The 23,703-nt window shown below is 77.0% G+C and carries 16 protein-coding genes; 7 read left to right on the forward strand and 9 right to left on the reverse strand.

The window, feature by feature from the left end; translation table 11 throughout:
• The first annotated feature begins 16 nt into the window (after positions 1 to 16).
• Both rpmB and rpsN read left to right on the forward strand, forming a co-directional pair.
• Positions 17 to 253, forward strand: a complete 237-nt coding sequence (gene rpmB, locus AC5WAM_RS18520; protein WP_366792218.1) for a 50S ribosomal protein L28 — start codon at positions 17 to 19, stop codon at positions 251 to 253.
• Positions 253 to 558, forward strand: coding sequence for a 30S ribosomal protein S14 (gene rpsN, locus AC5WAM_RS18525; protein WP_366792217.1), 306 nt, complete (start codon positions 253 to 255; stop codon positions 556 to 558). The genes rpmB and rpsN overlap by 1 nt, the downstream gene beginning before the upstream one ends.
• A 133-nt stretch (positions 559 to 691) precedes the next feature.
• Here rpsN and AC5WAM_RS18530 read toward each other — a convergent pair whose 3' ends face one another.
• The 3 genes from AC5WAM_RS18530 to AC5WAM_RS18540 form a co-directional block, all read right to left on the reverse strand.
• Positions 692 to 2,812 carry an FUSC family protein gene (locus AC5WAM_RS18530; protein ID WP_495523194.1) on the reverse strand — a complete coding sequence of 707 codons (2,121 nt, stop codon included), beginning with the start codon at positions 2,810 to 2,812 and terminating at the stop codon, positions 692 to 694.
• A gap of 218 nt (positions 2,813 to 3,030) precedes the next feature.
• Positions 3,031 to 3,408 (reverse strand): MerR family transcriptional regulator, encoded by a 378-nt coding sequence (locus AC5WAM_RS18535; RefSeq protein ID WP_366792214.1) that lies wholly within the window; start codon positions 3,406 to 3,408, stop codon positions 3,031 to 3,033.
• Between the two features lies 1 nt (position 3,409).
• Positions 3,410 to 4,666, reverse strand: a complete 1,257-nt coding sequence (locus AC5WAM_RS18540) for a DUF2786 domain-containing protein (protein ID WP_495523195.1) — start codon at positions 4,664 to 4,666, stop codon at positions 3,410 to 3,412.
• An 84-nt stretch (positions 4,667 to 4,750) separates the two neighbouring features.
• Between AC5WAM_RS18540 and AC5WAM_RS18545 the strand changes: the two genes are divergently transcribed.
• Positions 4,751 to 6,943, forward strand: a complete 2,193-nt coding sequence (locus AC5WAM_RS18545; protein WP_495523196.1) for an FtsX-like permease family protein — start codon at positions 4,751 to 4,753, stop codon at positions 6,941 to 6,943.
• Positions 6,944 to 7,105: 162 nt separating this feature from the next.
• On the opposite strand, the gene AC5WAM_RS18550 is transcribed toward AC5WAM_RS18545, so the two are convergent.
• Positions 7,106 to 7,945: a nitrilase-related carbon-nitrogen hydrolase gene (locus tag AC5WAM_RS18550; protein ID WP_366792209.1), complete on the reverse strand. Its 840-nt coding sequence runs from the start codon at positions 7,943 to 7,945 to the stop codon at positions 7,106 to 7,108.
• Positions 7,946 to 8,064: 119 nt separating this feature from the next.
• On the opposite strand from AC5WAM_RS18550, the gene AC5WAM_RS18555 reads away from it, so the two are divergent.
• Positions 8,065 to 9,768: a bifunctional 3'-5' exonuclease/DNA polymerase gene (locus AC5WAM_RS18555; RefSeq protein ID WP_366792208.1), complete on the forward strand. Its 1,704-nt coding sequence runs from the start codon at positions 8,065 to 8,067 to the stop codon at positions 9,766 to 9,768.
• 50 nt (positions 9,769 to 9,818) lie between these two features.
• On the opposite strand, the gene AC5WAM_RS18560 is transcribed toward AC5WAM_RS18555, so the two are convergent.
• The 5 genes from AC5WAM_RS18560 to AC5WAM_RS18580 all read right to left on the reverse strand — a co-directional run bounded on the left by AC5WAM_RS18560 (position 9,819) and on the right by AC5WAM_RS18580 (position 20,515).
• Positions 9,819 to 12,830 carry an AfsR/SARP family transcriptional regulator gene (locus AC5WAM_RS18560; RefSeq protein WP_495523197.1) on the reverse strand — a complete coding sequence of 1,004 codons (3,012 nt, stop codon included), beginning with the start codon at positions 12,828 to 12,830 and terminating at the stop codon, positions 9,819 to 9,821.
• Between the two features lie 811 nt (positions 12,831 to 13,641).
• A complete protein-coding gene (locus AC5WAM_RS18565; RefSeq protein WP_495523198.1) occupies positions 13,642 to 15,597 on the reverse strand; it encodes a sensor histidine kinase in 1,956 nt (651 codons plus the stop codon).
• A gap of 64 nt (positions 15,598 to 15,661) precedes the next feature.
• On the reverse strand, positions 15,662 to 16,480 hold the full coding sequence (locus AC5WAM_RS18570; RefSeq protein ID WP_366792205.1) for a response regulator transcription factor: 819 nt from the start codon (positions 16,478 to 16,480) through the stop codon (positions 15,662 to 15,664).
• A 164-nt stretch (positions 16,481 to 16,644) separates the two neighbouring features.
• A complete protein-coding gene (locus AC5WAM_RS18575) occupies positions 16,645 to 17,031 on the reverse strand; it encodes a hypothetical protein (RefSeq protein WP_495523199.1) in 387 nt (128 codons plus the stop codon).
• Entirely contained in the window at positions 17,021 to 20,515 is a 3,495-nt protein-coding gene (locus AC5WAM_RS18580; RefSeq protein ID WP_495523200.1) for an ATP-binding protein, read from the reverse strand. The genes AC5WAM_RS18575 and AC5WAM_RS18580 overlap by 11 nt, the downstream gene beginning before the upstream one ends.
• Before the next feature lie 139 nt (positions 20,516 to 20,654).
• On the opposite strand from AC5WAM_RS18580, the gene AC5WAM_RS18585 reads away from it, so the two are divergent.
• From AC5WAM_RS18585 to AC5WAM_RS18595, 3 genes are all read left to right on the forward strand, one after another.
• The gene (locus AC5WAM_RS18585; protein ID WP_495523201.1) at positions 20,655 to 21,590 is read left to right on the forward strand and encodes an alpha/beta fold hydrolase; all 936 of its coding nucleotides are present in this window, start codon (positions 20,655 to 20,657) and stop codon (positions 21,588 to 21,590) included.
• A gap of 177 nt (positions 21,591 to 21,767) precedes the next feature.
• A complete protein-coding gene (locus AC5WAM_RS18590) occupies positions 21,768 to 23,021 on the forward strand; it encodes a sensor histidine kinase (RefSeq protein ID WP_366792201.1) in 1,254 nt (417 codons plus the stop codon).
• Complete coding sequence (locus AC5WAM_RS18595) at positions 22,985 to 23,629, forward strand: LuxR C-terminal-related transcriptional regulator (RefSeq protein WP_366792200.1); 645 nt, start codon at positions 22,985 to 22,987, stop codon at positions 23,627 to 23,629. Before AC5WAM_RS18590 ends, AC5WAM_RS18595 begins: the two co-directional genes overlap by 37 nt.
• Positions 23,630 to 23,703 lie beyond the last annotated feature (74 nt).

Genomic DNA, 23,703 nt, shown 5'->3' on the forward strand with positions numbered 1-23,703 from the left:
CGAGAGGTGCGTCACCTTGTCCGCCCACTGCCAGCTGACCGGCGCGAAGCCCGGCTTCGGCAAGAACGTCTCCCACTCCCACCGGCGCACTTCGCGCCGCTTCGACCCGAACGTCCAGAGCAAGCGCTACTGGCTGCCGAGCGAGAGCCGGTACGTGCGCCTGCGGCTCAGCGCCAAGGGCATCAAGACCGTCGACGTGATCGGCGTCGAGGCCGCCGTCGCCCGGATCCGGGCGCGCGGGGTGAAGGTCTGATGGCCAAGAAGAGCAAGGTCGCGAAGAACGAGAAGCGCCGCGCGGTCGTCGCCCGGTACGCCGCGCGGCGGGCCGAGTTGAAGGAACTGCTGCGCAGCCCGTCCACGCCGGACGCCGAACGGCTCGCGGCCCGGCGGGAACTGGCGCGCCAACCGCGCGACGCCAGTGCCACGCGCGTCCGCAACCGCGACGGCGTGGACGGGCGGCCGCGCGGGTACGTGCGGGCGTTCGGGCTCTCCCGGGTGCGGCTGCGGGAGCAGGCGCACGCCGGATTCCTGCCCGGCGTGCGCAAGTCCTCCTGGTAGCCCGGCCGCTCAGCGGTCTTGTGGCAGTGTGGTGCGGTTCGGCAGGGCCCCGAAGGGGCGCGGGGAACTGCGCGACCAGCCACGACGGTCCCGCAGGCGATCGACGGCCATCGCGGCAATTCCGGCGAAGCGCTTAGCGGCCCCCGCTGTCCGTACCGTCCACCAGCATCGGCGGCGGCGTGGTGTCCAGGGCCTCGGAGAGGTCGTCGAGGGCCTGGAGGAGCAGGCCCGTGCCGCGGCGCACGACGCGGTCCGGGACGCCCTCGCCGTCCCAGGCGTCCAGGGCCTCGCGCACCGGGCCCCAGTCGGGGACGCGGCGCTCGCGCACGGCCCGCGCGCCCTGGGCGGTCGCGGTGCGCAGGGCGTCCGCGAAGCGGGCGGCGGCCGGGACAGGGGGCGCGCCGCGCTCCGGCAGGTGCGCCTCCATCAGCATGGCCACGCGGCCGATCTGCACCAGGGCCAGCTCGGCGTCCTGGGCGGCGGCGCGGGACAGGCCGCGGTGGCGCACGGGCTCCCGCTGGGCCCGCTCGACCGCCTCCTGCCAGGCGACGCGGGCGTCGCGGGCGGCGAGCAGGGTCTCGCGGACGTCCGGGCAGGACTTGCCCGCGGGTTCGGCGTAGTGACCGACGACGGCGGCGGCGTACCGGCCGTCCGCCGCCAGCCAGTCCGCGAGGCGGGTGCGCAGGCGCGGGGTCTCCCAGGCCGGGTAGAAGGCGTACGCGAGCATCGCGAGGGCGCCGCCGAGCAGCGTCAGGAAGACGCGCTCCGGGACCGTCTGCGTCCACTCCTCGCCGCCCATGCCGAGCAGGAACACCACGTACGCGGCGACGCAGGCCTGGGCGGCGAACTGGCCCGTGCGCATCAGCAGGTACATGAGCCCCGCGCAGGTGACGGCGAGGGCCGCGGAGAGCCGGGTGCCGGGGTGGACGAGCTGGACCAGGCCCGTGGCCAGGGCCACGCCGACGAGGGTGCCCGCGAAGCGGGCGACGGCGCGGGAGTACGTCTGGGAGAAGTCCGGGCGCATCACCATGACCGAGGCCATGGGGGCCCAGTAGGCGTGGCCCAGGGGGAGGTGGGTGCCCAGGGCGTAGCCGGCGGCGGTGACCGTGGTGACGCGGAGGGCGTGGCGGGTGACGGGGGAGTCGCGCTTGCGCAGTTCCGTGCGCATGGCCCTGGCCGCCGCGGGGACCAGGGCGGCCAGGCCCGGGCGGAGGAGGTTCTTGGCGCTCGCCCTGGCGTCGCGGTCGTCCGGAGCCGCAGGAGCGGCCGCGCGGCCGCCCGCCACCTCCACCACGTCCTTGAGCAGGGCTCCGAGGCGGGTCGCCGCCCTGTGGGGCGGGCCCTGGAGGATGGCGCCCGTGTCGGGGGTCCGGAAGGCGGCGACGGCGGGGGCCGGGAGGCGGACGGGGGTGCCGTGGCGGATGGCTCGGGCGGCGGCGTCGAGGATGTCGGCCGCGGCGGCGAGGAGCTCCCGGGCGCGGGCCCGTTCGGGGCCCTCCTCGGGGACGCCCATGGCCGGGTCGGCGAGCGAGGCGAGCACCGGGCGGATGCGTTCGGCGAGGCCACGGGCGCCGTGGAGCTCGGCGGGGCGGGTGCGGGCCTGGCGCGGAGTGATCGTCGCGGCGTCGCGGGCCGCCATCAGCGGGACCGGGTCGAAGGGGGCCGCCGGGTCGTGGCGCAGCCGGCGGGCGTAGTCGGCCTCCGCGGCCAGGGCGTCGGCCAGGGCGTCGCGGTGGGCGCCCCAGCGGCGCACCGGGAAGACGACCACCAGGGCCGCCTGGACGAGGCCGCCGACGACCATCATCGCCGCGTGGCCCGCGGCCGCCGCGATCGAGGTGGGGAGGGTGATGGTCACCAGCATGATCGCGACGTTGGAGGTGGCGATGAGGCCGATCGTGGGGCCCGCCGCCCAGCTCAGGCCCGCGAGGAAGGTCCACAGGGCGAGCAGGGCGAGGAACAGCGGCTGGTGGGAGCCCGTCACGTAGCCGAGGAAGGTGGAGACGGCGAGGCTCGTGCCGGAGGCGACGGCCAGCTCGGGGCGCGGGCGCCAGCTGCGCTGGAAGGTGGCGATGGCCGCCTGGTACGCGCCGAACGCGGAGCTGGCGGCGACGGCGGGGCCGAAGAGGGTGAGGCTCGCGCCGATGACGAGGGCGAGGCCGGTGGCTCCGCGGAGGGCCACGAGGGGTTCCAGGCGGCGGCGCTCCACGGACAGGCCCGTGTGGGCGGTTTGTCTCAGGGCTCGCCACCAGGTCACTCCGTGATGGTACGCAGGGGTTTGGGGGTTTTGGGGTGGGGCCTGGGGGCTGGGGGTGCCGTGACGGGGCTGGGGTGGTGGGGCGGGTGGGGTTCGCGTCGCGCGGCGGGCCGCCCTGTGCCCGCCCGTTCCGCCCCCTGGGCGGACCAGCCGCCCACAGGGCCGGGGGGCGCGGCCACAGGGCGGGGGGCGCGGCCACAGGGCCGGGGGGCGTGGGGTCAGGCCGGTTGTTCCGCGCGGGTTTCTCGTACTGCTGCCAGGTATTCCGCGATCGCGTCCCGGTTGCGGGTCAGGCATTCGACGCGTTCCGTCATGCGGTCGCGTTCGTGCTCCAGGGTGGCGAGCATCTCCGGCGTCGCGTCGGGGAAGTGGATGATCCGGGGCTTGTTCAGGCAGGGCAGGATCTGCTTGATGATGCGGGTGGGCAGCCCGGCCTCCAGGAGGCCGCGGATCTGCAGGACGCGGTCGACGTAGAACTCGTCGTAGTCGCGGTAGCCGTTGGGGGCCCGATCGGCGACGATCAGGCCCTGTTCCTCGTAGTAGCGCAGCAGTCGGCGGGACGTGTTCGTGCGTTCCGCCAGTTCTCCGATGCGCATGTCAATCCCTCTTGTCCGTAAGGGTGTCCGGAAGCCTCACACGTGCGTGAAGGTTAGCGCCCGCCGCCGCGGCCGCGCCCTCGGCCCAGCCCGCGCCGTCGTGCACGCCCCGCACGCGGGTCGTGGTGGTCTCGGGGAACATCCGCTCGGTGTGGTCGGTGACGGAGACGTCCCGGGCCGCGAGCACCGGGAGGAGCGCGCCGTCCCCGCCCTCGTGCGTGACGGGCGCGGCCGCGGCCTCCAGACGGGCGCCGACGCGGTGGGCGTACGCCATCCAGAAGGCCTGGCGGAAGGTCTTGGTGCGGTTGCGGCCGCCCGCGCGCTGGCCCGCCTCGGCGGTGGTCATGGCCGCCGTGCCCTGGACCAGGAGGGAGGAGTACAGCAACGCGACGACGTCCAGGTCGGGTTCGAAGCCGACGACGGTGGAGAAGGCGAAGGCCTCGTTCCACACGGCGCGGCAGCGGTTCGCGGTGGCGACGGCGTCGAGGAGGATCGCCTTCGCGGTCTCGTACGGGGCGTCGACGCCGACGCGGCAGGCGCCGGGCGTGCCGGTGGCGTGCGTGCGCGCGGCGAGCAGCGCCTCGTCGACGCTGTACCGGGCCGTCAGCTCCTGCGCCTTCGCGGTCAGGGCCTCCGCCTCCTGCGGGAACGTGGTCGCCTCGGCCTTGGCGAGCAGGGCGCGGATCCGGGTCAGGGCGCGGGGCTCGCCGTGCGCGGGCGGGGCGTCGAGCGGGCCGCGGGTGCCCGGGGGCGGGCCGACCGGCTCGATGGCGGGCAGGCGCAGGAGGAGGCGGTAGAGGGTGAGCAGGGCGGTGGCGCGCGTGAAGCGGTCCGGGGCGGGCCACGGGGCGAGCGCGTCGAGGTCGGCGAGCTGGCCGGGCCAGCGGGCGGGCAGCTCCTCGGGGGCGTAGCGGCGGGCCTCGGCGCGGATCAGCTCGGCGGCGAGGCGTACGTGGTCCTCGTCCAGGTCGCGGCGCACGAGCCGGACGACGTCGGCGGGCTGCCAGCCGCGCTCCCAGGCGCGGCGGACGAACTCCTCGCCGCGGCGGGCCACTTCGGCGTCGGCGGCGGGGGCGGCGGCGAGCAGGGAGGCGGCGGTGTCGAGGGCGTCGTCGACGTGCCGCGCCGCGGCGGGACCGCGGCCGCGGCGCCCCCGGCGGCCACGGCCGCCCGTGCGGTCATCGGGCCCGGCGGTTCCGTAGGGGGGCGTGTGCGCGTACAGGGCCGCCGCGAACGCCTTGTCGATCACCGAGTCCATACCCCTAAGGGTAGGTCTGGCCCTACCTCCGATCCGCCCGCCAGGGGGCGTGAGGCGGGCGGCCGGGGGCGGTTCGCTTGGGGCATGATCCTTGCTTCGCTCCGTTTCCGCTGGGCCGGGTTCCTCGGGGCCTTCGTCGCCGTCGCCCTCGGGGTGGCCCTGACCGCCGCGATGGGGGTGGGGCTCGCCGCGAGCGCGGGGGGCGTGGAGCGGGAGCCGCAGCGGTTCGCGGGGTCGCCCGTGGTCGTGGCGGGGCGGGACACGCTGAGCGTGCCGGTGCGGCGGGGGCCGCGGACCGACCGCGTCGACGAGCGGCTCGCTCATCCACACCCTGTGGACAGGGAGCTGCTCGCAGACCTGCGGCGGCTCGGCCCGGTGCGGGTCGGTGGCGGGCCGGACGCCGTCGGGGTGAGCGCGCCCGTCGGCGCGGTGCGGGCCGCCGTGGCCGCGTCCGGCACCGGGGCCCGGGTGCTCACCGGCGCGGACCGCGCCCGCGTCGACCCGGGCGCGGAGCGCGACGGGCGGGCGCTGGTGGCCGTGAACGCGTTCCTCGGCACGGCGGGCGGCGTCGCCGTGTTCGTCTCGGCGTTCGTGACCGCGTCCACATGCGCGTTCGTGGTGGCGCTGCGCCGCCGCGAGCTGGGGCTGCTGCGGGCGGCCGGGGCGAGCCGGGGCCAGGTGCGGCGCTGGCTGCTCGGCGAGGCCCTGGTGGTCGGGGCCCTGGCCGCCGCCACCGGCTGCGCGCTCGGGGCCCGGGGCGCCCCGCACCTGGCGCGGGCCCTGGTGGACGCGGAGGTCGCACCGCCGTGGTTCACGGTGGCCGAAGGCCTGCGCTGGACCTGGTGGCCGTATCAACTCGCCTTCTGGACCGGGCTCCTCGTCGCCCTGGCCGGGGCCTGGAGCGCGGCGCGGCGCGCGGCCCGGGTCAGCCCCGTGGAGGCGCTGCGCGAGGCGTCGCTCGACACCGGGGTGATGCCGCCGGGCCGCCGCGTCGCGGGGGCCGCGCTGCTCACGGGGGCGCTGGGGCTGCTCCTGTGGACGCTGTGGTCGGACCCTTCGGACCTGCTCAAGCGCAAGACGTACACCACCTTGCCGATGCTCCTGGCCACGGCGGTCGCCGCGCTCGCGCCGCTGCTCGTGCGGCGCGTGGTGGCCCTCTTCCCCTGTCCCGCCGCCGCGGGGGGCGGGCGGGTCCGGCGGGCGGCCGCCCTCGCCCGGATCGTCCGCGCCAGCAGCGGTGCCGGGGTGCGCCGCACGGCCGCCGTCGCCGCGCCCGTCCTCGTCACGGTCGCGCTGGCGGGCTGTCTGTTCGGCTCCGCCGGGACGGTCGGCGCGGCGAAGGCGGCGGAGGCCCGGCAGCGCACCGCCGCCGACCTCGTCGTCACCGGTGAGGGGCTGCGCCCCGTGGGTCCGGTCGCGGGGGCCGTCGTCGCGGCGTCCGCCGCCACCGCCGTGTTCGTGCCCGAGGACGACGGGTCGGCGGTGGTCAGGGCCGAGGCGCGGGCGGTGGCCGACCCGGCGGCGTTCGCGGCGGTGTCCCGGCTGCCGGTGGTGGCGGGCGACGTGCGCGACCTCGACGACCGGTCGATCGTCGTCGACGAGGAGTGGCAGCGGCACCGCGTCGGCGAGCGGGTGCCGGTGTGGCTCGGCGACGGGCGGCGGGCCCGGCTGCGGATCGTGGCGGTCCTCGCGCGCGGCACCGGCGACAACGGGGCGTACGTGACCGCCGCGAACGCGGCGGCCGCGCCCGTGGACCGCCTCGACGTCCGGCTCGGCGCCGGGGCCGACCGGGCCGCCGTGACGCGGGCGCTGCGCGCGAGCGGCGGCGAAGTGCGGCCGGTCGACGACTGGCTCGCCGCCGCGTACCCGGGGATGCGGCACCAGACCCGGCTCGGCCTCCTGCTGCTGCTCGGGCTCTGCCTCACATACGCGGCGATCTCCCTGGTCTCCACGCTGCTGATGACCGCGCCGGTACGGGCCCCCGAGCTGCGGTCCCTGCGTCTGGCGGGGGCGACGACCGGACAGCTGCGGCTCGTCGCGGCCGGGGAGGCGGTCCTCGCGGTGGCGGTGGGCGCGGTGCTCGGGCTCGCGGTGACCGCCGTCGGCCTCGGCGTCCTCGCGGTGGCTCTTGCCCTCCTTTCGGTGCCGGGCCCCGGGCTTCTGGGGGTGGTGGTTCCCTGGTCGGCGATGGGCTGGTGCGCGGGGGTGTGCGGGGCGGTGGCCGTGGCGGCGGGGGTGGCGGGGGCGTGGCGGGTGACCCGGGCCTCGGACGGCTGAATCGCTGCGGGGCACCTGCCCACAGCGGGCGGACGGCGGCTGCCCACAGCGGAATGGCCCGAACGCCGGGCGCGCGGCTGCCCACGGCCCGAGCCGGAGACTTTCAGCCCGTCCGGCGTTTGAGGACGAGGCGCGGAGCGCCGATGACCGCAGGGCCCCTGCCTAGGAGTCGCCGCCCTCGTCGATGAGGCGGCGGACCTCGCGGTCGATGAGCCCGAGGCGGGCCTCCGCGACCAGGGGGACCGCGCGGCGCTGGCGCCGGGCCTCGTGCAGGTCGATGTCGACGGTGACCAGGCCCGGCTCCCACTTGGGCGCCTGCGCGACCACCGTGCCGCGCGGGTCCACGACCCGCGAACCGCCCCAGAACGTGGCCCCGTTCTCGTTGCCGACGCGGTTCACGAACACCACCCAGCACTGGAGCATGCGGGCCGTGTACGACAGCAGGGTGTCCCAGTACAGGCCCGTGTCCATCGCCTCCGGGTCGAGGCTCGCCGCGCTGTTCGTGGGGACGACGATGACCTCGGCGCCGTCCTGCACCGCGAGCCACGGAAGCACCGGCTGCCAGGCGTCGTTGCAGATCAGCGTGGCCGCGCGGCCGTGCCCGCCGGGCAGGTCGTAGGCGCGCAGATGCTGGCCGGGGCTGACGTGCTTGCGCTCCTCCCAGGCCAGGTAGTTCGGCAGGTACAGCTTGCGGTGCGCGTGCCGCAGGGCGCCCGCCGCGTAGTAGCCCGACGTGTTGTACGCGCGCAGGCTGGTGTGCTCGTGCAGACCGACCAGGACGTCCGGGCCGAGCAGGGACAGGCCGAGCAGGCGCGGGTCGTCGGCGGGCAGCGAGGTGTCCCGCTTCAGGGCGCCCAGGTGGTAGCCGTGCAGGCTCAGCTCGGGGAACACCACGAGGTCGGCGGACTGGGCCCGCGCCTGGGCCACGCACTCGCGGGCGACCTCCAGGTTCTCGTCCACCTCGCCGAGCACGCAGTCGGTCTGGGCCAGGGCGACGCGCATGGCACCGAGCGTGGCAGGGGCGGCCGGGGGCGGCACGCGGGGTGGGCCATGCGGGGTGCGGCCGGGCGGCCGCCCAGGTCCGGGGCCCGATTGTCAGTGGCGGGTGCGATCGTCGAGGCGTGGAAGCGCAACGGTGGGCCATCGCGGAGGACGGGCCGGGGGTGCTCGTGGCACAGCTCGGGGACGACGGGCTGCCCGTCGGGCCCGCCGTGCGGGAGGACGACCTCGCCGGGGCGGTGCGGCGGCGCCCCGGGGTCGGACGCTGGGTGTGGCGGTCCACCGCCGACGTCTATCCCCGGCTGCTCGCGGCGGGCGTCCGGGTCGAGCGCTGCTATGACGTGGAGGCCGCGGAGGCGCTGCTGCTCGGGCACGAGGGGCGGCTCGGCGAGCCCCGTTCGGCGGCGGCCGCCTGGGCGCGGGGCAGGCGAAGACCCGTGCCCCCGGACCCCCCGCCCCGCGCCGCGGTGCCCGGCGCGCAGGACTCCCTCTTCGAACCGTCCGCGTCCGCGCCGCTGCCCTTCGACGCCCTCCTGGAGGTGTACGCGAAGCAGCTCGAACGGCACGGGACCACCGCGCACCCGGGGCGGATGCGGCTGCTCACGGCCGCCGAGTCGGCGGGCATGCTCGTGGCCGCGGAGATGAACGGGGCCGGGCTGCCGTGGCGCGCGGACGTCCACCGCGACGTCCTCACCGAGCTGCTCGGCGAGCGGTACGGCGGCGGGGGCGAGCCCCGGCGCCTGGCCGAGCTGGCCGACGAGGTGTCGGCGGCCTTCGGGCACCGGGTCCGTCCGGACCTGCCCGCGGACGTGGTCAGGGCGTTCGCGCGGGCCGGTGTCAAGGTCCGCTCGACCCGGCGCTGGGAGCTGGAGGAGATCGACCACCCCGCCGTGCGCCCGCTCCTGGAGTACAAGTCGCTGTACCGCGTGTGGACCGCCCACGGCTGGTCCTGGCTCCAGGACTGGGTGCGCGACGGCCGCTTCCGCCCCGAGTACACCCCGGGCGGCACCGTCACCGGCCGCTGGACCACGAACGGCGGCGGCGCCCTGCAGATCCCCAAGGTCATCCGCCGCGCGGTGGTCGCGGACCCGGGCTGGCGGCTCGTCGTCGCCGACGCCGACCAGCTGGAGCCGCGCGTGCTTGCCGCCATCTCGCGCGACCGGGGCCTGATGGACGTGGCGGGCAGCCCCGACGACCTGTACACGCGCCTGTCGGACCGGGCGTTCTCCGGCGACCGCGAGCACGCCAAGCTGGCACTGCTCGGCGCGGTCTACGGCCAGACCTCCGGCGACGGCCTGAAGAACCTGGCGGCGCTGCGCCGCCGCTTCCCGCAGGCCGTCGCGTACGTCGACGACGCGGCGCGCGCGGGCGAGGAGGGCCGTCTCGTCCGGACCTGGCTGGGCCGGACCAGCCCGCCCGCGGCCGGCTCGGGCGAGGACGCCCTCGGCGAGGCGGGCCTGCCGCAGGAGGACGCCGCCGAGCCCGATGACACCTCCCGGGAGGGCGGGTTCACCCCCGGGTACGCCTCCACCGACGCCCGTGCCCGCGGCCGCTTCACACGGAACTTCGTGGTGCAGGGAAGCGCCTCCGAATGGGCCCTGCTCATGCTCGCCGCGCTGCGCAGGGCCACCGCGCACCTCCGCGCCGAGCTGGTCTTCTTCCAGCACGACGAGGTGATCGTGCACTGCCCGGCCGAGGAGGCGGAGGAGGTCGCGGCGGCCGTGCGGGAGGCCGGGGACCTGGCGGGGCGGATCGCGTTCGGCGAGACCCCGGTGCGGTTTCCGTTCACCACTCGGGTCGTACGGTGCTACGCCGATGCCAAGTGAAGCGTGCGGCCACGCTTCGGACCGGGCCCTTTCGCGCTGCGCGCTCGTCCTCAAACGCCGGACGGGCTCGATGATCCGCCGGTGAGTTCGCGCAGTTCCGTCACCACTTTGGGGCTCGCCCCGTCCAGGGACTCCAGGGCGGTGAGGGCCGAGCGCCACTGCTCGTGGGCCTCTTGGGTGCGGCCCCGGGCGTGCAGGAGCAGGCCGTGCTGGTGGCGGGCCAGGCCGGTCATGTGGGTGTCGCCGCGGTGGGCGGCGCGCTCCAGGAGGAGGGCGCAGGCGCGGTCCGCCTCCGCGGTACGGCCGAGGGCGCGCAGGGCGCGGACCAGGCCGAGGCGGGTGTGGGACTCGCCGTGCCAGTCCTCGTACTCGCCGTGCACGCGCAGGCTGACCTCGAAGTGGCCGAGGGCGGCGGCCGGTTCGCCGAGGGCGAGGTGGGCGTAGCCGATGTTGCAGTGCGCGGACTGGCGGACGACGGCGTGGCCGATGCGTTCGCCGATGGCGAGGCTGCGCTCGTGGTGGACGATGGCGAGCCGGGCGTCGCTGTGCTCGTGGAGGTTGCCGAGGTGGCTGAACGTGATGGCCTCGCTGAGCGGGTCGTCCAGGGAGCGGGCGAGGTCCAGGGCCCGGGTCAGGGCGTCCACGGCCTCCGCGCGGCGGCCGAGGCCGTCGAGCAGCAGGCCCCGGTGGTTCAGGCCGCGGCGCACGCAGGACGCGCGGCCGATGCCGCGCCACAGGGCGAGCGCCTCGTCGTTGAGGGCCAGGGCCTCGCCCGCGCGGCCCGTCATGAAGCGGTGGCCCGCGAGGTCGGTGAGGGCCTGTGCCGTCACGGCCGGGTCGCCGTGCAGCCGCGCGGTGTCCACGGCGATCGCGGCGAGGGTGCCCCACTCGGTGAGGCGGCCGCGGCGCTGGAGGTACGGGTGGAGGTTCCGCACCAGGGCCGGTACGAGCCCGGAGGCGTCGCCGGTGTGCCGTTCGGCGAGGGCGACGACGTTGTCCAGCTCCTCGTCGGCCCAGGCGAACGCGGCGTCGAGGGAGCCGAAGCACTCCAGGTCGTCGGGCGCCGGGTCGCCGGGGGCGGGGGTGGCGGGTGCGGGCACGGCGAGGCGGTCCTCGCGGTCCCGGCTCTCCGGGGCGATCGCGAGCAGCGCCGCGCGGGCGGTGTCGCCGTACCAGCGCAGGGCCGTCGCGCCGAAGGCGTCCGCGGGGCGGGGCGCGCGGTGGGCGCGGGCGAAGTCCCGTACGAGGTCGTGCGGGGCGTAGCGGCCGTACGCGGTCTCTTCGAGGAGGGCGACGTCGACGAGGCGGTCCAGGGCGGCCTGGGCCCGCCAGCGCGGCGCGCCGAGCAGCCGGGCGAGGAGCGGCGCGCCGTACATGGGCAGGTCGAGCGCGCCGATGACGCCGAGGGCGCGGGCGGCGTCGCGGTCGCTCTCGCGGTCGGAGGTGCGCAGCGCCTCCAGGGCGACGTCGAGGGAGCGCCGCACGCTCAAGTCGTCGTACTCCAGGTGCCGCAGGCGGCCCTCGCAGTCCGTCAGGAGGCCCGCGAGGGCGTCCGGGGTGAGCGCGCGGCGGGCGGCGAGCCGGGCCGCGACGATCCGCAGCGCGAGCGGGAGGCGGCCCGTGAGCCGCACCAGCGGATGCCCCGCGCCGAGGTCGTCCCGCCCCGACGCGGCGCGCAACAGCGCGGTGCTGGCCTCGGCGGACAGCGGGGGCAGCGGGAAGCGGGCGGCGCCGTCGAGCGCGGTGAGCGGGGAGCGGCTGGTCACGAGGGTGCCGCAGCCCGCGCCGCCGGGCAGCAGCGGCCGTACCTGCGCGGCGCTCGCGGCCCCGTCGAGGACGAGGAGCGTACGGGTGGGGGCGAGGAGCGAGCGCAGCAGTGCCGCCGCCGCGTCCGGGTCGTCGGAGGCGTGCCGGGCCTCGGCACCGAGGTCGCGGAGCAGCGCGGCGAGGGCCTGGCCCGGGGTGAGCGGGGCGACGCCGGGGGTGGCCCCGTGCAGGTTGACGTAGAGCTGGCCGTCGGGGAAGCGCTCCCGCAGGCCGTGCGCGACGTGCAGGGCGAGGGCGCTCTTGCCCACGCCCGCCATGCCCGAGAGCACGACCACGGGCGGGGCGCCCGCACCGCCGTCCGTGAGCCGTTCACGCAGCTCACGGGCTGTCTCCTCCCGGCCGGTGAAGCGCGAGGGCGCGGGCGGGAGCTGGGCGGGGCGGGGCGCGCGGCCCGGCGGCGACGTGGTGGGGCGGCCCCCGGCGAGGACGGCGCGGGCCGGCCGCGCGGCGGGGGCGGCGGGGGCTCCTGGGGCTCCGGGGCTGCTGAGGACCTCCCGGTGGGCCGCGCGGACGCCGTCGCCCGGCTCGACGCCGAGCTCCTCGACCAGTCTGCGGCGCAGTGCGCGGTGCACGGCCAGGGCCTCCGCCTGGCGGCCGGTGCGGTGCAGCAGGAGCATCAGCTGGCGGTGGAACGCCTCGCGGAGCGGATGCTCGGTGACGAGGGACGTCAACTCCGGTACGAGGGAGGCGAGTTCGGCCCCTCGCTCGGGGGTGCGCTCCAGGGCCGCGTCGTAGCGCCACTCCAGGACGAGCAGACGGGCCTCCTCCAGGCGCTGCACCAGGGCGTCACCCGCGGTGGTCGTGGAGAGCCCGGAGAGCGGGGCGCCGCGCCACAGGCACAGGGCGGCCGCGGCCTCGGCCTCGACGGTGTCCCAGTCGCGGGCGGCGTGGGCCGCGCGGGCCGCGGCGGCGTGCCGTTCGAAGACGCGGACGTCGAGTTCGCCGTCGGCCACGAGCAGCCGGTAGCCCGGCGGTACGGCGTGCAGCCGGGCGGGGTCGTCGAGCAGGCGGCGCAGCCGGGTGACGTGGTTCTGCAGCGAGGCGCGGGCGGAGGCGGGCGGCGCGTCGCCCCACAGCGCCTGGGTGAGCGCGTCGGCGGAGACCGCGCGGCCCGGTGCGAGCAGCAGCGCGGTCAGCAGGGCGCGGGCCTTGGGGCTGCGGAGCGGGCGGGGTTCGCCCGCGGCGTCGTACACCGCGGGCACGCCGAGGAGCCCGAACCGCAGCTCGCCTGCCATGCGTGCCCTACTCCCCCAGTGGTGCCCGCAGCCCCCGTTGGCTGTCACGACCACGCCAAAACGGGGGCCGTTGGGCACATGTTAGCCATCTGTTGGCGAGGCCTGATCTGATCCCTGCATCGGACCTGGCCCCGACGGTGCATGCGCTTGGCGCGTGGCTCGGGGGAGTGTCGCCGCCGCGGCCGGGTCCGCCCAAACCAGGGCCTCCCCCTCGGCCTCACCCGCCGGGGCCGAGCCCCACAGCCACCCCCGTGGCGCAGCTGGGCCCCTCCCCCACCCGCCCTCACCTCCCGGCCCCGGCCCGGAACACCGCGACGGGCTCCGCCACTCGGCCCGGGCCGAACCACCGCGCTGACGCGCTCGTCCTCAATCGCCGGACGGGCTTGATGGGTCACGCTGCCGCACTCGTCCGCACACACCGGACCGGTGTGATCCGCCGGGCTGCCGCCCTCCCCCCCGACACGCCGGACCGGCTGAATCCGCCGACTCCACGCAGCTGTTCGTCCGCCCGCACGCTGTGCGCGATCGCGGCCTGCCCGGTGGTGTCGTCTGCCGCTCACTGGCTGGTTTTCCCCGCCCACCCGCCCCCCTTTTTTTGGGGGGAACGACGGCGGGAAAGCCGCTAGGTCGGGGCCCGGCCTGGCCGCCAGGGAGAAACGGGTGGGCGGGCGGGAGAAAACCGCCGCGGTAGCGGCGGGGACAGGCGACGACGGTGGGGGAGCCGCTAGGTCGGGGCCCGGCCCGGTCGCCGGGGCAGGAACGGGTGGGCGGGTGGGAGAGACCGCCGCGGTAGCGGCGGGGTGGGGTGGGGTCAGGTGATGGGGAGGTGGAGGGTGAAGGTGGTGCCCCGCCCGGGGGTGCTGGCGGCGGAGACCGTACCGCCGTGCGCCCGCACCAGGTCACGAACGATGGCAAGCCCCAGCCCACTGCCCCCCGTGGCCCGCGTACGCGACTTGTCGGCGCGCCAGAACCGGTCGAAGACGTGCGGAAGATCCGCCGCGGAGATTCCGGTCCCCGTGTCCGCGACCTCGATGTCCACCTGCCCGGCGACGACCCGGGAGGTGACGGTGACGCTGCCCCCGGCGGGCGTGTGCCGTACCGCGTTGGAGACGAGGTTCCCGATGGCCTGCCGCAGCCGCAGCGGGTCGGCGGTCAGCCACGGGTCGCCCTCCGCGCGGGCGAGGAGACGTACGCCCGCCGCGTCCGCCCGCGCTTGGTGCGCGGCCACGACCTGCTCGGCGAGGTCGGCGGCGCAGGCGGGCTCCCGGTGCAGCCGCAGCGTCCCGGCGTCGGCGGCGGCGAGGTCCTGGAGGTCGTTGACGATGTGCTGGAGCAGCAGTGCCTCCTCCAGGAGCGAGGTGACGAGCTCGGGATCGGTGGCGACGACCCCGTCCTCGGCGGCCTCCAGCCACCCCCGGATGTTCGACAGGGGGGTGCGCAGCTCGTGCGCGACGTCGCTGACCATGGCCTTGCGCTGCTCCTCCAGGGCTTTGCGGTGCGCCGCCATGTCGTTGAAGGCGGCCGCGAGCTGGCTGATCTCGCCCGCCGAACGGGCGGGCACCGGCTCGGTGGCCTCGCCGGTCTTCATGCGCTGCGTGGCCGTGGTGAGCGCGCGCAGCGGCCGGGTGAGCCGGGTCGCGGCGAAGGCGGTGACGGCGACGGTCAGGGCGAGCACGACCGCGGCGAGCCCGACGAGCCGCGTGGTGTTGGCGCGGGAGAGCCGGAAGCCGCTCGCGGAGGGGCGGCTGCCGTCGGGGCTGGTGATGAAGAGCAGCGCGGGCGAGGAGACGTACGGGCCGAGCTGCTCGCGGCGCGCGCTGTCCACGCAGTTGGCGGCGAGCGCCGCGACGGGGTCGTTGGCGGTCGAGCCGGGCCCGCTGACGGACGGCGCGGGGGCCGGGACCACACCGCCGACGGCTTCCTTGGGGGGCTCGACCGGCGACTTCACGTCGCCGCGCGAGGGCTCGGTCGCGTACAGCCAGGGGGAGCCGCCGCGTGACACGGTCAGGCCGAGCTTCACGGGCTTGCTGCCCTTGCGGCGCATGCACGCGCCGGCCAGCTTGCTGACCTTGTCGAGGGCCTTGCGCTCGGTGGCCGTCGGCTCGTTCAGGGCGATGGCGCCGCACCGGTATTCCATGAAGTCGCTGTTCTCGCCCGCCATCTCCAGATAGGGGCGGCCGCTCGGCCCCTCCACGCTCTTCACCGTCGTACCGGCGTCCTGGGCGCACCCGACGACCTTCTCCGCGAGGGCCCGCAGGTCGGCCCGCTCGTTCTCGGGGAGCCGGAAGGGGCCCACGGCGCGCGGGTCGATGCGGTCGACGGCGCCCGTACCGGTGTCGATGCCGGCGTCGCCGCCGAGGCCGGTCGGCGTGTCGGCGTCGCGCCCCGCGGCCAGCGTCGAGTCCACGGCCAGCGGGTCGACGACCGCCGACGCCCGCGCGGGCAGCCGGGAGCCGGGCACGCCGCCCTTGCCGCTCGCTGCCGAGTCGGCGATGACCTCGCGGTCCTGGGTGGTCAGGGCGATGCGCCGCCCCGTCTCCTGGGAGAGCTCGCGCACCGTGCGGCCCGCGCCGCGCCAGTTGGGCGTGCCCGCGGCGAGGCCGAGGAGCCGGTCGTAGATCCGCGCGTCGTCGGCGAGCACCTGGCCCTGTTCCTGCCGGATGGCCCCGGACGTGGTCTGCGCGGCGAGCCAGGCGGTGGCGGCGATGGACAGCACGGAGACGAGGACGGACACCGCGAGCAGCCGTGTGAGCAGGCTCTTGCGCACGGGTACGCGGGTACGGACCGGGGCGTCGCCCGGCGGCCTTGCCCCGCGCTTCCCGGCCCCGCCCCTACGCCTCACGACGGCCCGCCGACCCGTCGCCGCCCCGGCCCGGGGGAGCCGTCCGGCCGGAGGGGGCGGCGCCCGGGTCCCGGTACGCGACGAGCTTGTACCCCACCCCGAAGACCGTGACGAGGCGGCGCGGGGTGCGCGGATTGGCCTCGATCTTCTTGCGCAGGTTCAGTATGTGGACGTCCACGGTGCGGACGGATATGTACCCCGACGAGCCGTGGATCCGGTCGAGCAGCTGGGGGCGCGTGAACACCCGCTCCGGCTCCGCCGCCATGGCCGCGAGCAGCTCGAACTCGCCGGGCGTGCACTCCACGCGCTGCCCGTCCACGGTCACTTCGTGCCGCAGCGCGTCCACGACGAGGCCGCCCGCGCGCAGCACCCGCGCGTCCGCCTCGGGCGCCGGGCTGTGCGCGGCCCCGCTGGCGCGGCGCAGCAGGGTGCGGACGCGGGCCATCAGCTCGCGGGGGCTGTAGGGCTTGGTGAGGTAGTCGTCGGCGCCGAGGTCGAGGCCGAGCAGCAGGTCGTCCTCGGTGGAGCGGGCGGTGAGCATGAGGATGGGCAGCGTTCCGGTGCCGCGCCCGGCCGCCTCGGTGCCGGGCGGCGGTGCCGCGCGCAGCACGCGGGTCACGCCGAGCCCGTCGATCTCCGGCATCATCACGTCGAGGATCAGCAGGTCGGGGTCGTGCAGCCGGACCCGCTCCAGGGCGGTGCGCCCGTCGTGGGCCACGCCGACGGTGTGTCCCTCACGCTCCAGATAGCGGCGGATGAGGTCGGCCTGCTTCTCGTCGTCCTCCGCGACCAGGACAAATGCGCACATGCGCCGAGCATAGGTGGCCGCCACACGATTCCGGCCGCCGCGTCCGCGCCCTGACAGGATCCTCATAACCCGCAGGCGCGCGGTACGACGGCTCAACCGTGCGGTCGTACGGCGGCTCGGCCGTGCGGTCGTACAGCGGCTCAGCCCTGCGGTCGTACGGCGGCTCAGCCGTGCGGTACGACGACGACCTGGACGTCGTCCTCGTAGATCACCCGCCCCGGATCGTCGGACCGCACCTCGCGGCACGGCACTCCGTGCGCGGCGAGCAGTTCCAGATAGCCGGGGATCCGCTCGATGAGGTGGGTGGCGGTGGTCTTGAACCAGGAGACGGCGCCGGGGTACCGCTCGGGGTCGTAGAAGGACGCGTCGGGCGTCGGGTACGCGGTGTCGTACCAGTCGTTGCCCGCGCGCCAGAAGCGCTGCTGCGCCTCGGTCAGGCGCCCGGCCCGCGCGAGCCCGTTGGCGAGGGCGAACACGCCGGGGAAGTGGCCGCGTTCGTGGCGCTGCGGCGACTCGAAGCGTAGGTACGCGTACGTCTCTTCAGAGGTCACCGCCGCATCCTCGCACCGCCGCGAGCGCGGCCCGGGCGGTGGCCGCCCAGTGCGGGGCCCCGGCGCGTTCGGCGACGGCGAGGGCGGTGCGGTAGTGGGCGGCGGCGGGGCGCCCCAGGGCCACGGCCAGGTCCCCGAGCTCCTGGGCGACGGGCCCGAGCGCGACGAGGCCGCTGCCCGCGCCCGCCAGCTCGTCCCCGGCGGGCAGCAACCGGCGGTACGCGTCCGCCATGGCCGCCGCGTCCCCGGAGCGCACGGCGGCGCGGGCGTCCAGGCACAGCCGCACGTCGAGGAGCTGTCCCGCGTCGGGCACCTCGGCGTAGGGCACCTCGGCGTCCGGCACCTCGGCGTCCGCCCCCGAGCCCAGGGACCACAGGGCCAGGCGCAGCAGCTCGTCCTCCGGCATGCCGCTCATCCCGCTGCCGCGCAGCCGCCCGGCGGCGCTGCGGTACGCGGCCTCCGCCTCCTCCGCGCGCCCGGCGACGGCGGCGCGCAGGGCGGCGTACCAGGACGTGAACACGCCCACGAGCGGCAGGCCGTACCGCTCGGCGAGCCGGTCCGCGGCGGCCGCGGCGGCGTCGGCGCGGGCGAACTCGGCGCGGGCGCCGTGCGCCTGGATCAGCATGAGGTGGCCGAGGACCTCGAAGCCCGCGAGCCCGTGGCGGGCGGCGAGGGCGACCAGCTCCGCCCCGATGCGGGCGCGCTCGCGGGCGAGTCCGGGGCGGTGGAAGGTGTGCAGGAAGCGTCCGTTGAGGGCGTACGCGAGCAACGCGGCGCCCTGCTCGGGGCGTTCGCCCCCGGCCTCGGCCCCGGCCCCGGCGGCCAGGTCCCGCGCGAGCCCCTCCGCCGCGCGGGCCGCGGCGGCGCCCGCCCCCGTGGTGTCCCCGCGCGTCTCCATGGCGATGGCGCTCAGGAGGCGGCAGCGGGTGACCCGGCGGGCCCGCGTCCCGTCGTCGGGCAGCGCGTCGAGGGCGCGCCGGGCGGCGGCCACGACGTGGCGGGACAGCTCCTCGTCGTCGTTGCGGGCCCAGATGCCGGGCACGTCGAAGGCGCCGATGACGCGTGCCGTGAGGGCCGGGTTGCCGTCGGCCTCGGCGGCGGCGAGCGCCTCGGCCCGGTACCGCCGGGCCTGAGCGAGGCCGCCGGTGACGGCGAGGCCGCGAACGAGGCCCATGAGCAGGGTGAGGCGCTCGGCGGGGTCCCCCTCCGCCGCCCCGCGGTCGTACGCGTCGAGGGCCGCGCCCCACAGCCGCCGGGCCCGGTGCGGCGCACCCGCGGCCTCGGCGCGGCGGGCCGCGCGGCTCGCGTGGGTGACGGCGCGGGCGGCCGTGGCGCGCGTGCCCGCGCTGAGGTAGTGGTGGGCGAGGGCGTCGTCGGTGGCGACGGCGTCGGGGCGCAGCCGCTCCAGGGTCTCGGCGACCGCCGTGTGCAGCCGGGCCCGGCGCGGCCGCGACAGGTCGCCGTACACCGTCTCGTGGACCAGCGCGTGGGCGAACCGCACCTGTTCCGCAGTCTTTTCGGGCGCGGCGAGGAACCCGGCCGAGGCCGCCGCCTCCACCGCGTCCAGGACGACCTCCTCGTCACCGGCGAGCGCGCACAGCAGGTCCAGGTCGGCCTCCGCCCCGACGACCGCGGCGAGCCGCAGCACCGTGCGCGCCTCCTGCCCGAGCGTGTCGAGGCGGGCGCGGACGAGGTCCCGTACGCCGGCGGGCACCCCGGAGAGGGCCGCGGCGCCGTCGGTGGCGTAGAGCCGGGCCAGTTCGCGGACGAAGAAGGGGTTGCCGCCGGTGCGGCGGCGCACGGCGCGGGCGGTCGCGGCGTCGACGTCCCGCCCGGAGACGGCCGCCACCAGGTCCCGTACGGGGCCCTCGGCGAGCCCGCCCACGCGCACCCGCACCGGCTCGGCCCGCGCCGCCCGCCCCAGGAACGCGCCGAGCGGGGGCGGGACTTCGGTGTCGCGGTACGTGCCGAGGACGAGCACGGGCGCGGCGGGCGGCGCCGTCGCGAGCCCGGCCAGCAGGTCGAGGGACTCCTCGTCGGCCCCGTGCAGATCGTCGAGGACGAGCAGCAGCGGCCGCCCGCGCGCGGCCAGGGCGGCGAGCCGGTCCCCCACCCACCGGCGCCGCCGCAGCCGGAGCGCGACGGGGTCGCCGCCCCCGGGCCCGTCGGGGGCGGCATCCAACTCCCCTACGGGAAGGCCGAGTTCCGCCAGAGCCTCCGTCCAGGGCCACCCCGCCGGGGCAGCCGCACCCTCCGGCACCCGCCCCCAGGCCGCCGTCCAGCCCGCCGCGCCGAGGCGTCCCGCGAGGTCCCCGGCCAGCGCGGTCTTGCCCGCGCCCGCCTCGCCGGAGAGCAGGGCGAGGGTGAACCGGCCCGCGCGCAGGGCAGTGTGCGCGGCGGCTTCGAGGGCGGCGGTCTCGGCGCCCCGGCCGAGCAGGACGGCGGCGCTCGCCGCACGCGGGGCCGTCGCGTCGCGCGGGGCCGTCGCGTCCCGTAGGCCCGGCGCGTCCCGTAGGGCCGGCGTCGTCACGCCCCGTAGGGCCGTCGCGTCCCTTAGGGCCGGGGCCATCACGTCCCGTAGGGCCGAAGCTCGCGCATCCCGTACGACCGGAGCCCTCGCATCCCCTACGCCGACAGCCGTGGTGTCCGGGCCTCCCCCGGGCCCGGCCGCCGCCTGCGCCAGGATCTCCGCCTCCGCGCGCCGCAGCCCCTCCCCCGGGTCCACGCCCAGCTCCTGCGCGAGCGTCGCGCGCGCCCGGCGCAGCGCGGCCAGGGCGTCCCCCTGGCGCCCCGCCCGGTACAGGGCGAGGGCCAGCAGCTCCCACGCCTCCTCCCGCCAGGGGTGGGCCTCGGCGTGGGACTCCAGGTCCAGGACCGCCTCGGCGGCCCGGCCGACGGCGAGGGCGAGGCGGGCGCGGCGCTCCACGGCGAGCAGGCGAAGGCCGTCCAGGCGGGCCACCTCCGCGCGGGCCCAGTCGGCTTCGGCCCACTCGGCGTAGGCGGGGCCCCGCCACAGGGCGAGCGCGTCGTCCAGGGCGGTGAGCGCGGCCTCGGGCACCGGGCCGCCGTCGTCGAGGAGGCGGCCCGCGTCCCGTACGGCCGCCTCGAACCGCCAGGCGTCCACCGCGTCCGGCCCGGCGAGCAGCGCGTAGCCCGGTCCCGCCGTGACCAGGAGGCGGGCGGGCGCCCGCCGGGCCCGCCCCGGTTCGAGGGCCTTGCGCAGCGCCCCCACGAACGTGCGGATCGTGCCGACGGCGGTCGGCGGCGGCTCGTCCCACAGGTCGTCGACGAGCCAGCTCACGGGGACGGTCCTGCGCCGGGCGACGATCAGCCGGGCGAGCACGGCGCGGTGCCGCGGGCCCTTCAGCCCGAGGGCGCGCCCCTGGCCGTCCCGGGCGCCGAACGGCCCGAGCACCTGGAACGCCACGGCGTCGGGCACGGATCCCGGCACCGCCTCCGACGTCGCCCTTTCCTCCTCCGGCACCCCTTCAACGTACCCGCAGGGGCCGGACGGCTCAGCGCGCGCCGGCGCGGCCCCGGAACCAGACCCCTCACCGGCCCCCGCCCCCCTCCCCGGATCCCTCGCTGATCCAGTGCTGATTCGCGCCCCGCACGCTGACCGCATGACATCCAGCACCCGCGACACGTACCGCGACGCCGCACCCACCGGGCCCGGCCCCCGCATCGAAGGCTTCGCCGAGCACCGCGTACCGGTCGCCGACGGCGTCCACCTGAGCGCGGCCGTCGGCGGCGCCCCGGCAGGGCCGGCCGTCGTCCTCCTGCACGGCTTCCCGCAGACCCGCCTCATGTGGCGCCACGTGGCGGCGGACCTCGCGGCCGACCACGCCGTCATCGTCCCCGACCTGCGCGGCTACGGCGCCAGCGACAAACCGGCCGAGGCCGCCGACGGACAGACGTACGCCAAGCGCACCATGGCGGCGGACGTCGTGGAGCTGGCCCGCGCGCTCGGCCACGAGCGGTTCGCGCTCGCGGGCCACGACCGGGGCGCCCTCGTGGCGGTCCGGGCGGGGCTCGACCACCCGCAGGCGGTCACGCACCTCGCGTCCCTGGACGTGGTGCCGACGCTCGACATGTGGGACGTGATGCGCGGCACGAGCGCGGCCGTCGGCTTCCACCTGTATCTGATGGCGCAGCCGCCGGGGCTTCCGGAACGGATGATCGCGGCGGACCCGGACGGGTTCTTCGGACACTTCCTGGACCTGTGGGCCAAGGACCCGCGGGCGCTGCCCGCCGACGTACGGGCCGCGTACCTGACGGCGTGCCGGGAGGCCGTCCCCTCCATCGTGGCCGACTTCCGGGCGTCGTCCTTCGCGGACGTCGAGCACGACGCGGCCGACCGCGCCGCCGGGCGGCGGCTGCGGATGCCGGTGACGGTCCTCCAGCAGGACTGGGGCGCGGCGCTCGGCTTCGACGCGGCGGGCCTGTGGCGCGCGTGGGCGCCGGACCTCGTGCACCGGACGGTGCCCTGCGGCCACTTCATGGCGGAGGAGTCCCCGGCGACGGTCACGGAGGCGATCCGCGCCCTGCTGCTGCGCTGAGCGGTCCCGCACGGGCTCGCGGCCCCGGCCCCGCCCCGGCCGCGGGCCCGGCCCCGACTCCGGCCCCGGCTCGGCCCCGACTCCGGCCCCAGCCCCGGCTCCGGCTCCGGCTCCGGCTCCGAAGAGGGGAGTTTTCACCACCGACTCCGGGCCGCCCCGCCTTCGATAATGGCCGCCATGACCCCCATAGGCCTCACCGGCTTCCGCCGCTCCCTGACCCTGTGGCGCCTGTCGCTGCGCGCCTTCTGCCTGTCGCTGTGGCTCGGCGTCGTGTACGCCACGCTCACCACCGGGCTCGGCCCGCGGCTGCTCCCCGGCGCCGTGCGGGCCACCCGTGCGCTCGCCGACCGCCAGCGGGCGCTGGCGAAGGAGTGGTCGGACGTCGACGTCCCCGTGGCGTACGCGAGGGCGGAGACCGCCGCGGACCTGCGCGCCCAGCTGCTCGACCGGGGCAGCCAGGTCCGCCGGGACTGGCGCTGGGTCACCGTGGACCCGTACGTGGGCGGGGTACTGGCCTTCGTACCGACGCTGTTCCTGCTCAGCGGGGTGTGGGGGATGTGCACCGCCGTGTTCGGACCGCGTCTCGCGGACGACTGGGGCAGCCTCTGGTACCTCTTCGTCCCGGTCTACGACACGGCCACGGCGGTCCTCGCGGGCGCGCTGGCCGCGCTCGCCTTCCCCCTGGCCCTGTTCTGGGCGGGCCCGTACGTCGTCCGGCGGCACGCCCGCTATCTGCGCGTGCTGCTCGCGCCCGACGAGGCCGAGCTGCTCGCGGCCCGCGTCGAGCACCTGCGGACGACCCGGTCCGACGCCGCCGACACGCAGCTGGCCGAGATCCGCCGCATCGAGCGGGACCTCCACGACGGCGCGCAGGCCCGCCTGGTCGCGATGGGCATGACCCTCGACGCCGCCGAGCACCTCCTGGAGTCCAACCCCGACGCCGTGCGCGAACTGCTCGCGGAGGCCCGGCAGTCCTCCACGGCCGCCCTCAAGGAGCTGCGCGACCTGGTCAAGGGCATCCACCCGCCGATCCTCGCCGACCGGGGCCTCGCCGATGCCGTACGCTCCCTGGCGATGATCAGCCCGTTGCGGACCGAGGTGGCGGCCGACCTGCCCGCCCGCCCCGAACCCCCGGTCGAGTCCGCCGTCTACTTCGCGGTCTCCGAGCTGCTCGCCAACGCCGCCAAGCACTCCGGGGCCGGGCGCGCCTGGATCGACCTGCGGTACGAGGACGGCTCCCTGCGGGTCACGGTCACCGACGACGGCCACGGCGGCGCGGACCCCGCCCGCGGCACCGGCCTGTGCGGCATCGAGCGCCGCCTCGCCCACTTCGACGGCGTCCTCGCGGTGAGCAGCCCCGTCGGCGGCCCCACCCTGATGACCCTGGAGGTCCCGTGCGCGTTGTCCTCGCCGAAGACCACTTCCTGCTGAGGGACGGCGTCGCCCGCCTCCTGCGGGCCTTCGGCCACGAGGTCGTCGCCGCCGTCGACAACGGCCCCGACCTGCTCGGCGCGCTCACCGGGCTGCGGCCCGACGTGGCGGTGGTGGACGTCCGCCTCCCGCCCACGTTCTCCGACGAAGGCCTGCGGGCCGCCGTCGCCGCCCGCACCGAGGTCCCGGGCCTTCCGGTGCTGCTCCTCTCCCAGTACGTGGAGCCGTTGTACGCACACGAGTTGCTGACCACCGGCTCCGAGGGGGTCGGCTACGTCCTGAAGGAACGGGTGTCCAACGGCGCCGAGTTCGTCGCGACGATCGAACGCGTCGCGGGCGGCGGCACCGCGATGGACCCCGAGGTCGTGGCCGAGCTCGTCACGGGCAGGTCCCGCGACGAGCCCTTCGGCACGCTCACGCCGCGCGAGCGCGAGGTCCTGGAGCACCTGGCCCAGGGCCTGTCCAACGCGGGCATCGCGGCGGCCCTGTTCATCACGGAGAAGGCCGTCGCCAAACACATCGGCAACATCTTCACCAAGCTGACCCTGCCCCCCTCAGAAACAGCCAACCGCCGCGTGCTGGCCGTCCTGGCCTACCTGAACCGCTGACGCGTCCTTCGCGGGGCGCCCCAGACCCGCCCCTTCCCGAACCAGGGGCTGCCGCCCCTGGCACCCCGCCCTCG

This window comes from Streptomyces sp. JLYT201 (genome assembly GCF_059448825.1).

Coding starts and splice junctions, on each gene's coding strand:
- AC5WAM_RS18590 (WP_366792201.1), top strand. CDS start 21,768: ATGACCCCCATAGGCCTCACCGGCTTCCGCCGCTCCCTGACCCTGTGG.
- AC5WAM_RS18550 (WP_366792209.1), bottom strand. CDS start 7,945: ATGCGCGTCGCCCTGGCCCAGACCGACTGCGTGCTCGGCGAGGTGGAC.
- AC5WAM_RS18585 (WP_495523201.1), top strand. CDS start 20,655: ATGACATCCAGCACCCGCGACACGTACCGCGACGCCGCACCCACCGGG.
- rpsN (WP_366792217.1), top strand. CDS start 253: ATGGCCAAGAAGAGCAAGGTCGCGAAGAACGAGAAGCGCCGCGCGGTC.
- AC5WAM_RS18540 (WP_495523195.1), bottom strand. CDS start 4,666: ATGGACTCGGTGATCGACAAGGCGTTCGCGGCGGCCCTGTACGCGCAC.
- AC5WAM_RS18545 (WP_495523196.1), top strand. CDS start 4,751: ATGATCCTTGCTTCGCTCCGTTTCCGCTGGGCCGGGTTCCTCGGGGCC.
- AC5WAM_RS18570 (WP_366792205.1), bottom strand. CDS start 16,480: ATGTGCGCATTTGTCCTGGTCGCGGAGGACGACGAGAAGCAGGCCGAC.
- AC5WAM_RS18535 (WP_366792214.1), bottom strand. CDS start 3,408: ATGCGCATCGGAGAACTGGCGGAACGCACGAACACGTCCCGCCGACTG.
- AC5WAM_RS18560 (WP_495523197.1), bottom strand. CDS start 12,830: ATGGCAGGCGAGCTGCGGTTCGGGCTCCTCGGCGTGCCCGCGGTGTAC.